This is a genomic window from Brevibacterium sp. S111, from assembly GCF_004745075.1.
Taxonomy (GTDB): Bacteria; Actinomycetota; Actinomycetes; order Actinomycetales; family Brevibacteriaceae; genus Brevibacterium.
Window position 1 is genome coordinate 88,167 of the sequence record NZ_RHFH01000008.1, and the last position, 15,193, is coordinate 103,359.

Consider the following 15,193-nt stretch of genomic DNA (forward strand, 5'->3'; position numbering starts at 1 on the left):
CACAGATCGCGGTTCCTCGCCCTCCACCGCGATCACGTTAGGCTTGTGGCGATGAGGCAACGATGGAGCAGTCCCTCGCCACCTGCTGGCTCACCACCCAGCGGGCACCGTCGCTATGACTCCATCAGATCGTGGTTCGACGCTCATCCGTTCGTCATCAACTCGATCATCGTGTTGGTCGTCTTCGTCTACAACCTCCCGATTCAGTTCTCATCGGTGCCCGAGGACATGTGGCCCGGTCTCGGCTTGCTCTTCTCCGTCGGACTCTGCGCTCCCTACCTTCTGAGGCACAGGCGCCCGCTGACGGTGTTCGTCACCATCAGCCTCGTCGCCGCGGTTCATCTCGCAATCGGCGTCGAGATGATGATCGCCGATGTCATGGTCCTCTTCGCCCTCTGCGCCTTGTCTTCGCGATTCCGCTGGCACATCTCCGTTCCCGCGACGACTGCCGTCATCATCATCCTCATCTTCGCCACATCCGCCCCGGTCAACGCCGGGTACATGTCGGTCGGAGACGTTGGCGTGCTCATCGCCATCACCGTGTGGACTAGCACGTGGGGTGCCCTGGTGAGAGTCCGACGCGACCATGAGCACACCCTTCGTGAACGCGCCGAGCAGCTCGAACGCGAAGCACAGGTCCAGCAGCAGATCGTTGCCGCGCAGGAACGAGAGCGCATCGCCCGCGAACTACATGATGTCGTCTCGCACAGCCTCAGCGTCGTCTCCGTCTTGGCCGATGGAGCCGCGGCGTCCGTCGATTCCCAGCCCGCCAAGGCGAAGACCGCCATGGAGGACGTCCGGGACACGGGACGCAGCGCCCTCCGGGAGATGCGCACCATGCTCGGAGTGCTTCGCACCGATGATTCCGCCGATGCGGCTCCCCAACCCGGCATCGACCAGCTGAGACAGTTGGTCGCGGAGTCGCAGACAGCAGGGTTTCCGGCCACACTCGATCATCGAGGCGAACGTTCTCCCCTGCCTGAGGGCCTGAGCCTGGCTGTGTACCGCATTGTCCAGGAGGCGCTGACCAATGTGCGCAAGCACGCCGGCACTCAGCTGACCGAGGTGCACGTCCGAGTCGATCAGACCAGCGACCAGGTCGCCATCCGCATCACCGATAACGGGAACTCAACATCGGCGAACCACGAACGTCAGAAGAACGGACACGGCCTCGTGGGCATGAGGGAAAGAGTCAGCGCCTACGATGGCACTCTGCACGCGGGATTCCGAAGACACCACGGTTTCGAAGTCCACGCCGTACTGCCGATCGGAGGTCGTCGGTCATGACCATTCGCATCCTGCTCGTCGATGATCAGGAAATGATCCGCAGAGGCTTCGAGATGGTTCTGGGCGGCCAACCGGATCTCACCATCGCCGGATCAGCTGAGAACGGCGCCGAGGCTTACGAGCTGGCGCAGAAAGAGGATTTCGACGTCGTCGTCATGGATGTGCGCATGCCATCGATGAACGGGGTCGTGGCCACCGAACTCATCTGCGGACTCGACGCCCCTCCCAAAGTCCTCATACTCACGACATTCGACCTCGACGAGTACGTCTACGATGCACTCCATGCTGGTGCCAGTGGCTTCCTCCTCAAAGACGCGAGCACTGAGGAACTTGTCTCCGCCATCAGACACGTCCACGCCGGGACGCCGTCGTGGCTCCCAGCACGACGCGCCGACTGCTCGAACGCTTCACAACCGCGGACGAAGACAAGACGATCGACGAGGGAAACGACGCTGCGCTCTCGGAACTGACCTCCCGAGAGAAGGACGTCGTCCGCCTCGTCGCCCAGGGACTGTCCAATGGTGAGATCGCCGAGGAGCTCGTCCTGGCACCGGGCACAGTTAAAGTCCACGTCAGCAACATCCTCACGAAGCTCGACGCCAGAGACCGGGTGCAGATCGTCATCGCCGCCTTCAACTCCGGCTTGGTGCGTGCTGCGACGTACTGAAAGTCTCCGCCACTGACGGCAGCGGTTCGGCTCCCTATGCCGTGAGACATAGGGGCAGAATATGTCTCCCGGGCGATGTGCTGCTGCGCCCGTCTTCGCGACGGTTGAGTCATGAGCAATGTGATCGAAACAGCGCACCTGACCAAACGCTACGGATCCCGTACCGTCGTCGACGACCTCAGCCTCCGCGTACCGCACGGCTGCGTCTACGGCTTCCTCGGACCCAACGGCTCCGGCAAGTCGACGACGATGAAGATGCTGCTTTCGCTCATCCGCCCGACACACGGGGACGTGCTGATCATGGGACAGCCGATGACCCGTACCTCGCGGCGTCGTCTGCTGGCCCACGTCGGATCGCTCATCGAGGCCCCTCCGGGATACGGGCACCTCACGGGTCGGGAGAACATGCGGATCATGCAGCGCCTCCTGGACCTGCCGCAGCGACAGATCGATTGGGCTGTCGACACCGTCCGCCTTCGCAGCCAGATGGGAAAGCGCGTCCGCAACTTCTCCCTGGGAATGAAGCAGCGCCTGGGCATCGCACTCGCATTGGCCAGACAGCCGCAGCTGCTAATCCTCGATGAGCCGACAAACGGCCTCGACCCGGCCGGCATCGAGGAGATCCGCGAACTGCTGAGGAACCTCGCCGCCTCCGGGGTGACGGTCATGGTCTCCAGCCATCTTCTCGGAGAGATCGACAAGACGGCGACCACGCTCGGAATCCTGTCGGAGGGACGTCTGCTCTTCCAAGGAACCCGGTCCCAGCTCATGGCCGCCTCGAGGCCGGACGTCATCATCGAAACGTCCGATCCCCGCTTTGCGCAGTCGATGCTGCGGCAGTCTCTGGATTGCCGCACCGACGGCAGGGCGACACGAATCGCTCAAGCCGATGATGCTGCGACGGCTCGCGCAGTCTCGACTCTCGTCCACGCCGGCGTCGACGTCTTCGAGGTGCGCCGCGATGACCAGACACTCGAAGACGTCTTCATCGATCTGACGAAGGCTGGTGGGCTGTGAGAATGAGACTCGTCGTCAACGAATTCGCGAAGATGCGTCATCTCCGGGTGGGCGCTCTTGTCCTCGTCCTCCTCACCGGAGTCGTCGGCCTCACGGCGTTTCGCGGCCTGGCATCGGGCATGACGGCTCAACTCGGCGATCCTGCCGGATTCCCGTGGAAGATCCTCCTGGCCGGTCTCGGATTCTCAGCTGGCCTCATCTCACCCTTGGTCATCGCGGCCATCGCCAGTCGTCAGGTCGAGGCCGAACACGCGGGCAATGGTTGGCTGCTGTCGGCAACGTCGGGGGTGACTCCAGGCAGGATGTGCCGGTCGAAGTTCCTTGCCCTCGGTGCCCTCGTCACCGCAGCGACCGTGCTCCAGAGTCTCATCCTCATAGCCATCGGGTTCGGGCTCGGGATCACCTCACCGTTGCCGCTGGAGCATTGGCTCGGGTATACGGCTGCTGTCATCGTCGTCAATCTGGCAGTTCTCGCTGCGCATCTGCTGCTGTCGTCGACGATCGAAAACCAGCTGGTGTGCATGGGAATCGCCGTCATCGGCCTCTTCATCGCGGTATTCGGTTCGGCTCTCCCGGACTGGCTGGCGATGCTGACGCCGTGGGGGTACTACGCTCTCACAGCACCGGCCGACTACATCGGCACCGATCTCGTCTACCTCGATATCCCCTACCTCCGGGTCATGCTGTTGGGGCTGGTCGGGGTCTGCCTGTTCTCACTGATCACCGCCCGATTTGACCGCCGGGAGGAATGAGCCATGAGGTACGTCAACATCGAATTCATCAAACTCCAACGCTCTCTGGCCTGGGCAGTCGTCATACTGCTGCCCGTCATCGCTGTCGCATCGGGGTCGATGAGCTCCCTTGCCGCGGACAGTGGCCTCGATGACGGGTGGCACACTCTGTGGATCCGGTCGATCGGCTTCTATGGGATGGCGCTTCTCCCGGTCGGCATCGCCATCCTCGCATCGCTGATCTGGCGGACCGAGCACCGGAACGGCAATTGGAATGCCCTCATGAGCACCTCGGTGCCGACGTCGACGACGGTGCTCAGCAAGACCGCCGCGGTGGCCGTCCTCTCCGCACTCATGCAGATCGTGCTCGTCCTCACCGTCGTGGGATTCGGAAAGATCCTCTTCGACCTCCCCGGGATGTTGCCACCCCAATATCTCATGAGCAGCGTCCTCGTCATCATCGCCTGCGTACCGGTCGCAGCACTGCAGTCGGGCCTGTCCACGTTCTTCCGTTCGTTCGCCGCTCCAGTAGCCATCGCCCTAGTCGCCACGGGAATCTCGACAACCGCCCTGCTGGTCGACATCTCGGCAGTCATTGCGGTGCCGTATGCCACTGCGACCTATGCGACACAGTTGGGCACGTCACTGGTCGAGGCGAGCAACACCTCGTTCGACGCTGCAGGCATCTCAGTCGGCACCGCCGGACTCGTCGCGGCGGTCTCGAGCGCAGCCACGGCAGTGATCGTCATCGTGACCACCTGGATTCTCAATCGTTCTGACACCAGAGCATGAGCCGGTCGAATCGTCGGGGCTCCTGTATTCCGGAAGCGATCAGCGTTCCGGTGCCTCGCCCAGGCGCGCATCCTTGCCGTACATCGAGTGGGTGAAATGCTCGGCGACTCCCTCGATGCCGGGACTCAGCGACGGCCCCTCCCCCTCGGCGATGACGAACGTCATCGTCAGGTGCGCATCGTGGGTGATCGACAGGTGGATGTTCGTGCCGCCGATGGCCCGGAAATGTTCGAGCACCAGCCCGCGCAGACGGAAGCTCGGGGCACCGGAGCGGGCAGGGACCACCTCGGCGGACTGCCACGGTAGCCATCCGGGGAAGCCGATCGCCTTCTTCAGCGCCTCCTTCGCGGAGAACCGGGCAGCCAAGGAGGCATCAGTGCGACGTTTGCCGTTGCGTTTGAGCTGCTCGGCCGGGGTGAGCAGACGGTCGAGGAGTTCAGGCACCCGTTCGATGTGCTCGGCGAAGCGCGGCACATCCGCAATGTCAGTGCCGATCCCTAGAATCGCCATAACCGAACCTCCTCAGAGAACACCAACCTGCTCAGGTGCCGGACCGGACATCGTCTGGTCCGGCACCGAGGCGGATCACTCGACCGTAACCGACTTTGCCAGGTTGCGCGGCTGGTCGACGTCGAGGCCCTTGGCCGTGGCGAGCTCCATCGCGAAGATCTGCAGCGGAACGGTCGTCAGCAGCGGCGCCATGAGCGTCGTCGTCTCGGGCACGAAGATGACCTCGGAGGCGAACTGATCGACCTCCTCGTCGCCTTCCTCGGCGATGACGACGGTGTTCGCACCGCGAGCGCGCACTTCCTGGATGTTCGAGATGACCTTCGCATGCAGCGAATCGCGGCCGCGCTTGGACGGCACGACGATGATGACGAGCTGACCGTCGTCGATGAGTGCGATCGGTCCGTGCTTGAGCTCACCGGCGGCGAAGCCCTCGGCGTGGATATACGCGAGCTCTTTGAGCTTGAGCGCACCCTCCATCGCCACCGGGTAGCCGACGTGACGACCGAGGAACAGCACCGAACCGACTTCCTGATTGCGGTCGGCCAGGGCGAGGACCTGCGACTTCGTCTCATCAAGGATGTGCTGTATCTTCTCCGGAATGGTCTGCAGTTCGTTAAGGATCGCTGCGATCTCATCGCGGAACTTATTGCCCCGCAGCTGTGCGAGGTAGAGGCCGAGCAGGTAGCAGGCGACGACCTGGGACAGGAACGCCTTCGTCGAGGCCACGGCGATCTCCGGGCCCGCATGCGTGTACAGGGCGGCGTCGGATTCGCGTGGGATCGTCGAGCCGAAAGTGTTGCAGATCGCGATGACCTTCGCACCCTGCTGACGGGCGTGGCGGACGGCCATGATCGTGTCCATGGTCTCCCCCGACTGGGAGATCGCCACAACGAGGGTCTTCTCCGTCACCACCGGATCCCGATAGCGGAACTCGTGGGCGAGTTCGACCTCGGTGGGGATGCGGCACCAGTGCTCGATCGCGTATTTCGCGACCTGACCGGCATAGGCAGCGGTGCCGCAGGCGATGACGACGATCTTGTCCACGGATTTGAGCACCGACTCGTCGATGTGCATCTCGTCGAGCGTCAGCCGACCCTCGGTGTCGAGACGGCCGAGCAGCGTATCGGCGACGGCCTGGGGCTGATCGTGGATCTCCTTGTCCATGAAGGACGCGAAGCCGCCCTTCTCCGCCGAAGCGGTGTCCCAGTCGACCTCGAAGCGCTCACCCTCGACGGGGTTGCCCTCCGTGTCGGTGATCGAGACCTCGTCGGGGGTGATCGTCACGACCTCGTCCTGACCGATCTCGACGGCCGTGCGGGTGTAGTCGATGAAGGCGGCGACGTCGGAGCCGAGGAAGTTCTCCCCCTCCCCGAGGCCGATGACCAGCGGCGAGTTCCGACGGGCGGCGACGACCTGACCAGGAGCGTCGGCGTGGACGGCCAGCAGGGTGAACGCGCCCTCAAGCTCGGTCGCTGTAGTGCGCATGGCGGCGGTGAGGTCACCGATGGCCCGGTAGTTCTTGGCCAGCTGAGCGGCGGCCACCTCGGTGTCGGTTTCGGAGAGGAACTCGACGCCCTCGGCCACGAGGTCCTTCTTCAGGTGCGCGAAATTCTCGATGATGCCGTTGTGGATGAGCGCGAGCTTGCCGCCGTCGGCCAGGTGCGGGTGGGCGTTGAGATCGGTGGGTCCGCCATGAGTGGCCCAACGAGTGTGGCCGATGCCGGTCTGAGCGGCCGGCAGCGGGTTGGCCTCGATCTCCTCGGTCAGCGCCGAGAACTTTCCGGCCTTCTTCGCCGAGGCGAGCTGCCTGTCGTCGGTCACGAGCGCGACTCCGGCCGAGTCGTAGCCGCGGTACTCGAGCCTCTTCAGGCCACCGAGCACGACGTCGAGCGCCAGATGATCGGCATTGTCAACGGGCGCCTTGGATACATAGCCAACGATTCCACACATGAGGGAGATTTTACGCACTCACGGCCGATCACGTGTATTTCGGCGAGTCACGATCGGGTCAACGTGACGAACTGCACGTGCGACGGAGACCTCGGCGCCGCCTCGGCGCGGGTGGGTGCGGAACGGCGGACCACCTCGGCGCGGGTGGCTTTCATGACCCATGACACAATGGGCGCATGAGCAAAGTCGATCCTCAGCTGGACCGCGCGCGGCGGCTCGCCGGCCTCTACACCGCCCGGCGCAGCGAGCCGGATACGACGTCCCCGTTCTGGGAATTCGATCGCGAGGTGTGGGGCACGCTCGCCCAGGCCACCCCGCTGCCGCTCAAGCAACGCGATATCGAACGTCTGCGCGGGCTCGGTGATCGGATCAACCTCGACGAGGTGGCCCAGGTGTACCTGCCGCTGTCTCGGCTGCTCAACCTCTACGTCTCCGCCCGCCGGGCGAAACACGACCTGACCCGGGAATTCTTCTCGCCGTTGCACGAACTCGGTTTGGAACCGCAGGAGGCCAAGCGGACCCCGTTCGTCATCGGCGTCGCGGGATCCGTGGCCGTGGGCAAGTCGACGACCGCGCGTGTGCTGCGTGAGCTGCTCGCCCGCTGGCCCGACACGCCGCGCGTCGAACTCATCACCACCGACGGGTTCCTCTACCCCAACGCCGAACTCGACCGGCGCCGCCTCAACGGCCGCAAAGGATTCCCCGAATCCTACGACCGGCGCAAGCTGCTCAAGTTCATCTCGGCCGTGAAGTCCGGTGCTCCCGAGGTCCGTGCGCCCGTGTACTCGCACCACACCTACGACATCGTCCCCGGCGCCGAGGTGGTCGTCCGCTCCCCCGATGTGCTCATCGTCGAAGGGCTCAATGTCCTTCAGCCCGCCCGTCCCCGCCAAGACGGAGCCGTAGGGCTGGCGATCAGCGACTACTTCGACTTCTCCGTCTACGTCGACGCGCGGTCGCGCGACATCCGACAGTGGTACATCTCCCGGTTCCTCAAGCTCAAACACGGTGCGTTCCAGGACGAGGACTCCTACTTCCACCGGTACTCACAACTCAACGACGACGAAGCGATCACCCTGGCCACGGAGATCTGGGACTCGATCAACTTCCCGAACCTGCGCGAGAACGTCCAGCCCAGCCGCGGCCGCGCCGACCTCGTGCTCCACAAATCCGCCGACCACACGATCCGGAAGGTGCAGCTGCGCAAGCTGTGAGCCGCGGTGTTCGGGCGGCCACCGGAGTGGATGCTCTGACGCCGTTCGGGGGAGGTGCTCGGGCGCGGCTCGAGGTGGGTGTTGGGGCGCGGTTCTAGGCGGGTGTGAGCGGGGTCGCCGGCGGGTGAGGAAATAGTTTCGCCCCTCGCGCAGTTGCACTGTGTGCACTGTTTTACTCTCCGCCGGAGGGCCACCCGCCCTCAGCGACGACCGGATGCGGGCGATCCCTGCATCAGCGTAGGTGCGGCGCAACTCTGCGGGATCTCTCGACCCGTTCGAGTGCCTCGTTTCCGATCGGCTGCGTCCTGCGCAGTCTCGGTCGCTTCGGCAGCAGAAAGGGACACACTATGAGTATGCCTTCCGCGCACCGTGTGATGTACTCCTCGGTCAAGAACCAGAAGACGCCGCAGACGACCATCCAGCCGGGCATCTACCGGAGGATCGCCGCGTACGCGACCCGGCACAAGCGCAAGCTCATCGTCTTCCTCGTCCTCTCCGTCCTCACAGCGGGAATCGGCGTGCTCAACCCGGTGCTCGCCGGTGACGTCGTCAACGCCATCACCGGCGGCGGGCCCGTATCGACAGTGGTGTGGCTGGCTGTGGCCATCGGCGGTCTGGCCATCGCCGACGCCGCGATCTCGATCACGAACAGGTATCTGTCCTCCCGCATCGGTGAGGGTCTCATCTTCGATCTGCGCACGGCCGTGTACGACCATGTGCAGTCGATGCCGATCGCCTTCTTCAACCGCACCCGTACCGGCGCCCTGGTCTCCCGGCTCAACACCGATGTCATCGGCGCGCAGCGGGCGTTTTCGAACACTTTGTCGGGAATCGTGTCGAACTTCGTGTCCCTAGCGCTGACCGTGGGTGTGATGGTCACGATCTCCTGGCAGGTGACGGTGATGTCGATCCTCCTGCTGCCCCTGTTCATCATCCCCACCCGTATGCTCTCGGGGAAGCTCGCCTCTCTGCAGTTCGAGGCCGCGAACAACTCCGCGGACATGTCCACGCGGATGACCGAGAGGTTCTCGGCCGCCGGTGCGACATTGATCAAGCTCTTCGGCAATCCGCGCAAGGAGAACGAGGAGTTCGCCGACCGTGCCGGTCAGGTCCGCGACATCGGCGTCAAGGTCGCGATGCTGCAGTCGACGTTCGTGTCCTCGCTGACGCTGGTATCGGCTCTGGCCCTCGCCCTGGTCTACGGTGTCGGAGGTGCTCAGGCCGTCCTCGGCAACCTCAATGCCGGGCAGGTCGTGACCCTGGCACTGCTGCTCACCCGGCTCTATACTCCACTGACCATGCTCGCGAACGCACGCCTGGACATCCAAAGTGCCGTCGTGTCGTTCCAGCGCGTGTTCGAGATCCTCGACCTCGTGCCCTACTTCAAGGAACCCGAGAAGCCGCGTGCGCTGCCGGCCGGCGGGTTGGACGTGTCCTTCGATCACGTCGACTTCGCGTATCCCAGCGCTTCTCAGGTCAGCCTGGCCAGCCTCGAAGACGTCTCCGTGCTCGATTCCCGCGGCGGCGACGAAGTCATCCACGACCTGAGCTTCACGATCCCCGCAGGACATACCGTCGCTCTCGTCGGTTCTTCGGGTGCCGGCAAGTCGACGATCGCCTCGTTGTTGCCGCGCCTGTATGACACCACCGGCGGGTCTGTCCGGATCGGCGGGGTGGATGTCCGCGACCTGTCATTCTCCGATCTGCGCGACGCCGTCGGCGTGGTCACTCAGGACGGTCATGTCTTCCACGAGTCCATCCGGGCGAACCTCGCGCTCGTCAACCCCGACGCGACCGAGGAGCAGATGCTCGAGGCGATCGACCGGGCGCAGCTGTCAACCGTCATCAATGCGTTGCCCGACGGCTTGGACACGGTCGTCGGCGAGCGCGGGTACCGTCTGTCCGGCGGTGAGCGTCAGCGACTGACGATCGCCCGGATGCTGCTCGCATCCCCGGAGATCGTCGTCCTCGACGAAGCCACCTCGGCGCTGGACTCGACGAACGAGGCGGCGATTCAGCGGGCGCTGGCTCAGGCGATGCACGGTCGCACGGCGCTGGTCATCGCGCACCGGCTGTCGACGATCCGGCAGGCCGATACGATCCTCGTCGTCGAGGCCGGGCGCATCGTCGAATCCGGTTCGCACGCGGAACTCGTCGGCCGCGGCGGCCGCTACGCCGAGCTCTACGCCACCCAGTTCGCGTCGAGCTGAGCGTCGACGGACCGCGCGTCGGAGCGACTCGCCATCACTCCACAGCCACACTCCAACGCAGCCGTCGACAGCTCGCTGATGGCTGCTCGTCGATCGCTTGCTGATGGCTGTCACATGGCAGTGATCGTCTTCGTATTCTTCCTCTGCCTCGCTCCGATCATCGACTGCTGAGATAGGAAACCGGAGGACGACGGGACAACGAACAGCCCGAAAGCTCGTGAGGTTCGTCGAGGTATTCCTCCTGGTGTCTTATGCCTCTACGCTGATCGGATGGAATTGCGCGTAATGGGGCGCGTGGAGATTCTCCATGATGGTGTGGCCCGAGGGGTACAGGGACGCACTCAGCGAGCCCTCCTGTCTCTGTTGGTTCTCCGGCTCCGGGCATGGACGCCGGCATCGCTCATCGTCGAAGCCCTGTGGCCGGACGGATGGTCCGAACGTGCTCACACGCGCCTCCACGTCCAAATCCACCGACTGCGTCGGCAGTTGGGAGACGGCGTTCTGCTGAGTTCGGCATACGGCTATCGCCTCGATCTCGCACAGTCCGCCGTCGATGCATGGCGCTTCGAACACAGCGCCCGATCCGCTCTTGCCGGTGACCTGCCCGATCACGATCTCGAGACCCTCCGCCATCTTGAACGCGTTGCGTCCCTATGGGAGGGCGAACCGTTTCCCGGCGTCGACCTGCCCGAGACCGCAGCCTGGCAGTCCGAGCTCAGGGACCTGTACACACAGGTGCGGGAGAAGTGCTCCGAATTCCATCTGGAGTTCGGCGACGGTCGCACGGCGCTCAGGCTGCTCACTCTGCTGACACAAGAACAGCCGGAGAACGAGCACGCCCAGGTTCTGCGATTGTCGGCACTGCAGCAGACGGGGCGGGCCACGGAACTGCCCGAAGCATTCACGCAGGTCAACCGCGCTCTCGCGGACCTGGGGCTCGATTCGGCCCCGGACCTCATCGCCCCTCACCAGCCGCTCTCGCGTCTGCGGGAAGAGGCGATCCGCTCCGACCTCGCCATCGTCGACCCGGCCGGTGAACTCATACCCTGCAGCGAGGACGAGACCGATCCGACGATGCGCGGATCGGTGCTGCGTCGAGAACTCGCGTACATCCTTATGGCCACAGGTCGACCCCATGAGGCACTGACCGTGCTGGAGCGTTTGGAGGCCCTCCACTCGGGGCTGGGACACGAGAATCAGTGTGCGATCCTGCTCCGGGACATGGTGGCAGTCATGGCGCTGATCGGCGACCTGCGCCGGGCTCTGCGCCTCCTCGGTGAGGCGTCGAGGCTCGACGGGCGAACGACGGGAACCGATGCGATGCTGCGGATCATCCGGGCCCTGGTCCTCACCCACATGTCTCGACTGAATCGAGCCGAGGAGTCACTGACCGCCGCAGGCGAGCCGACCGGGCCTATGTCACGCCAAGTCATGTGGTGGCGGACCCGAAGCCAGATCGACAGGAGGGCCGGTCGACAGCACCATGCCGTGGTCGGAGCTCTCACCGCTTTGGACATCGCCCGACGGGCCAGTGCCGAAACCGATGAGGGGCCGCTTCTGCTCGATGTCGCCTGTTCGAAACGTGATGCGGGCGATGTCGAGTGCTTCGACTGGTACCGAACCGCTCTCCTGTGCGCTCACGAGACGATGCGCATCCCCTTGGCCGCCGGTACCCATGCGTCGATGGCCAAAGCCCAGTTGATGTGGGGGCGGCCGAAGACCGCGATCGTGCACGCTCGAGCCGGACGCGAACTGGCACAGTGGTCCGGTTACTGGCTCTTCGCCGGTCGAGCCGCCGCACGCCTCGCCGAGGCGGAAGAGCAGATGGGGGATGCACCGTCCGCTCTCCGCCACCGACGTGAGGCGCAGTCTCACTACCGCCGCATCGACTTCCCGGTACCGTTCACACACCGCACCGCGGCGAGTCCGGGTGCAGGCACCGGGATCACCTGTGAGCCAGCGGCACTGGGTGATTAGCTGCGAACAGATTCTCAGGATCGTAGGCGCTCTTCACCCTCGTCAGCGTCAGCCATTCGCGTTCACCGTAATTGTCACCGACGTCGACCGGTTCTTCGGCGAAGTTGAGGTACCGACGCCCCGTGCTCCATGGCGACATCGTTCGAACCAGATGGGAAGCGTCCGAATGTCCGCGCGCTTCGTTCTCCGCAGTGTCGGCGATCGCCACACCGAAGAGCAGGAAACTCCCGTCCAATCGGCTGAGCACACCGCCGTCGGGATTTCGCCGTGATAGGGCTCCCCCGAGCTGACGCAGCTCCGCCGACAGCAGAGCGTGCTCGGTTCCGGGTCCGACTTCGGCAAGGAATGCGTCTACCGCCTCATCCGTCAGGCGCCCCAGCAGGGCTGTGTCGCCGGTGACCGGGGTCGGCCCCAAAGGATCCATATGGAGGCGGGCGATCGCGCTGGGCGGCACCTGGTCGAAGGTGTCGACCCGCGGGGACAGTGCCCTGAGCGGAGCGAGAATGCTGTCGGCCTGGTCTTCTCTTCCCAGGACGGCGCCGTCCATGCAGACGACAGGGCGACCTCCCACCGATTCCGGGATGTCCGGGGCCTCCGGGAGATTGAGGATGCGCATCGAGGTGGTGATCTCATCGGGGGCGCCATGTGCCCATTTCGCCCAGGAACGTACGACCCGGTCAGCATCGTCGATGTCCCAGACCATCATTCCTGCGTGCACGGTCTCCAGCGGATACAGCGAGAATTCGAAGGAGGTGACGATGCCGAAGCTGCCGCCTCCCCCGCGCAGAGCCCAGAACAGGCTCGGATGCTGACGATGGTCCGCACGGATCAGGGAGCCGTCGGCCAGGACGATCTCCACGGCGGTGAGACTGCTGGTGGCCATTCCGAGTCTGCGCCCGTACAGGAAAATCCCGCCGCCGAGCAGGTATCCGCCGACTCCGACATCTGGTGACGAGCCATGCAGGCAAGCCAGACCGTGGCGACCAGCGGCGTCGATGACGTCGCCCCACAGCGCTCCGCCCTGCACCTTCGCCATCGCTGTCGACGGATCGACCTCGACCGCGGTCATGGCGGAGAGCTTGACCAGGACGGTCGATGCGAGGTCGTGTTGGACCAACGGGCCTGCGTTGTGACCCGTGCTCACCGGGGCGACCTTCAGTCCGAGCTGTCGTGACGCGGTGACGACAGCGGACACCTCGGCGGCGGTGGTCGGTTCCGCGATCGCTGCAGGCAGCAGATCGACGGCGGTGTTCCACAGCGTTCTGGCACTGTCGTACCCGGCATCGCCGGGAAGATAGATCGTCACCGGCTCGACCATCGCGGCCAGTTCGGCGGCTGAATCGGTCGTATCCTCACGTGCGACATCGGTGAGGACCGGCTGGGATTGCAGAGTCATAGATCTCCGATCGTTGGAAGATGTGAGGTTCTGTACCGACGGCGGTCGACTCTGATCCGTCGTCGGATGGCTCGATCCTCCCAAGCGGCGCTTACATCTCGCTTACGTCGGCGAGCGGAGCCTTTCGTCGTGCTGCCCGCTGCCGGAAGCCCTCTTCGGAGGTCGCGAACGGCCCCACCCTCAGTTCTAGTCACGCGACCAGCCCACCCTTCTGCTCAAGTCACGCGAACAGCCCCACCCTCAGCTCTAGTCACGCCAACAGCCCAACCTTCTACTCAAGTCACGCGAATCTCGAAAAGGTCGTCACTGGCGGCGACTTTTTCGAGATTCGCGTGACCTGAGCGGCACCACCTGCGGCACAGCCGGCCGAGAGGCAGGACTCTCGTGCGGTCAGTGTGCCGTCTGCTCGCAAGATCGGCCGCAGTATTCGCGCGTTAGGCTGTCTGCGCGCTGCGCCGATTGACGCTGTCTTTGATGCGCAGGAAGAGGTCGCCTTTGAAAAGGTCTTTCCAAGTGATTCTGAAGACCTGAAAGCCAAGATTGCGAAGCGAATACTCCCTGCGACGCTCATGCTCGAAGGCCTGCTTCGGGTCGGCACCGTCGAGGTAGTACTTTCCTGCTCCATCGAATTCTGCGATGACGTGAGCCTTTGGATTGGCGAAGTCTGTCCGCGCAACGAATTCACCGTTCTCATCGAGAATGACCACTTGCGGTTCGAAGCCTGGCACTGAGTATTCGACGAACCGGACCGCCGTGATCGATTCGGCCACCGACTCCCGCCGGGCGTCGACGTTCGCGGCTACGGCATCGATGCGTCCTTGTCGGGTTCTCACAGGGTGACGAGCGCAGTAGTCTGCGAACTCTCGAGCTGAGATGAGCTTTCGACGGATCGCCTCGTCCACCACAGCGACAGAGAACGCCAGTGGGCAATCACGGGACACGTCCAGCAGGGTCTGAGGCAATGAAGTGACCCGGCAGCCCCTGACGATCTCAGTCTTCGCCTCCAGCGGCCTCTTCCAGACGCGAACGAAGGAACGCTGGACCCCGAACTCCGGGTGGGAGAATTCCACACGGGTGGGTGCACTGTCCTCGAAGTACGGGATCGACAGGCCGTGGACGATCAGGGCGCTCTGGTGAGAGAAGACCGCTCCGGCAGGAACATCATCGACATACGACCGCACGAGGATGCGCAGATCCTCATTCCGCTTGAGGGCCCCTGCCGACTCCTGCGGCAGGCTGATACCCGATGCAGTCCCAACACTCGCAATGAATCGGTGCGCCGGATCGTCGCAGACCGCCGTCACCACATACACGCCGCGGCGGACTCTCCTCACACAGCAGCGCTCAGCCAGCCGCAGTTGGTAGGAATTGAGCCCAGCGGCGCTGAGTTCTGCAGAAGTCAGGCAGGCGAACATGCACCCAGCATTCCGGAGCTGAGTGAC

Annotated in this window: 11 protein-coding genes and 1 pseudogene; 8 read left to right on the top strand and 4 right to left on the bottom strand. The window is 64.2% G+C overall.

From position 1 onward, the window contains the following. The first annotated feature begins 51 nt into the window (after positions 1 to 51). The 5 genes and pseudogenes from EB836_RS10745 to EB836_RS10765 all read left to right on the top strand — a co-directional run bounded on the left by EB836_RS10745 (position 52) and on the right by EB836_RS10765 (position 4,494). Complete coding sequence (locus EB836_RS10745) at positions 52 to 1,287, top strand: histidine kinase (protein WP_101639118.1); 1,236 nt, start codon at positions 52 to 54, stop codon at positions 1,285 to 1,287. Further along, positions 1,284 to 1,954: pseudogene (locus EB836_RS10750) on the top strand (response regulator transcription factor). Before EB836_RS10745 ends, EB836_RS10750 begins: the two are co-directional and overlap by 4 nt. 111 nt (positions 1,955 to 2,065) lie before the next feature. Then, entirely contained in the window at positions 2,066 to 2,971 is a 906-nt protein-coding gene (locus EB836_RS10755) for an ABC transporter ATP-binding protein (protein WP_101639117.1), read from the top strand. A gap of 2 nt (positions 2,972 to 2,973) precedes the next feature. Further along, positions 2,974 to 3,723, top strand: a complete 750-nt coding sequence (locus tag EB836_RS10760; RefSeq protein ID WP_240689855.1) for an ABC transporter permease — start codon at positions 2,974 to 2,976, stop codon at positions 3,721 to 3,723. Positions 3,724 to 3,726: 3 nt separating this feature from the next. Next, complete coding sequence (locus EB836_RS10765; RefSeq protein WP_101639115.1) at positions 3,727 to 4,494, top strand: ABC transporter permease; 768 nt, start codon at positions 3,727 to 3,729, stop codon at positions 4,492 to 4,494. Positions 4,495 to 4,533: 39 nt separating this feature from the next. Here EB836_RS10765 and EB836_RS10770 read toward each other — a convergent pair whose 3' ends face one another. Next, a complete protein-coding gene (locus EB836_RS10770; protein WP_101639114.1) occupies positions 4,534 to 5,004 on the bottom strand; it encodes a holo-ACP synthase in 471 nt (156 codons plus the stop codon). Positions 5,005 to 5,079: 75 nt separating this feature from the next. Further along, positions 5,080 to 6,954, bottom strand: a complete 1,875-nt coding sequence (gene glmS, locus EB836_RS10775) for a glutamine--fructose-6-phosphate transaminase (isomerizing) (protein ID WP_135540229.1) — start codon at positions 6,952 to 6,954, stop codon at positions 5,080 to 5,082. 176 nt (positions 6,955 to 7,130) lie between these two features. On the opposite strand from glmS, the gene coaA reads away from it, so the two are divergent. The 3 genes from coaA (at position 7,131) to EB836_RS10790 (ending at position 12,355) form a co-directional block, all read left to right on the top strand. Continuing rightward, complete coding sequence (coaA, locus tag EB836_RS10780; RefSeq protein WP_135540231.1) at positions 7,131 to 8,168, top strand: type I pantothenate kinase; 1,038 nt, start codon at positions 7,131 to 7,133, stop codon at positions 8,166 to 8,168. A gap of 347 nt (positions 8,169 to 8,515) precedes the next feature. Beyond that, the gene (locus EB836_RS10785; protein WP_135540233.1) at positions 8,516 to 10,378 is read left to right on the top strand and encodes an ABC transporter ATP-binding protein; all 1,863 of its coding nucleotides are present in this window, start codon (positions 8,516 to 8,518) and stop codon (positions 10,376 to 10,378) included. A 270-nt stretch (positions 10,379 to 10,648) separates the two neighbouring features. Continuing rightward, positions 10,649 to 12,355, top strand: coding sequence for a BTAD domain-containing putative transcriptional regulator (locus tag EB836_RS10790; RefSeq protein ID WP_135540234.1), 1,707 nt, complete (start codon positions 10,649 to 10,651; stop codon positions 12,353 to 12,355). Here the strand turns inward: EB836_RS10790 and EB836_RS10795 are convergent. Both EB836_RS10795 and EB836_RS10800 read right to left on the bottom strand, forming a co-directional pair. Continuing rightward, positions 12,324 to 13,751: an FAD-binding oxidoreductase gene (locus EB836_RS10795; protein ID WP_135540236.1), complete on the bottom strand. Its 1,428-nt coding sequence runs from the start codon at positions 13,749 to 13,751 to the stop codon at positions 12,324 to 12,326. The genes EB836_RS10790 and EB836_RS10795 overlap by 32 nt on opposite strands. A 434-nt stretch (positions 13,752 to 14,185) precedes the next feature. Further along, on the bottom strand, positions 14,186 to 15,166 hold the full coding sequence (locus EB836_RS10800; protein ID WP_135540238.1) for a hypothetical protein: 981 nt from the start codon (positions 15,164 to 15,166) through the stop codon (positions 14,186 to 14,188). Between the last annotated feature and the right edge of the window lie 27 nt (positions 15,167 to 15,193).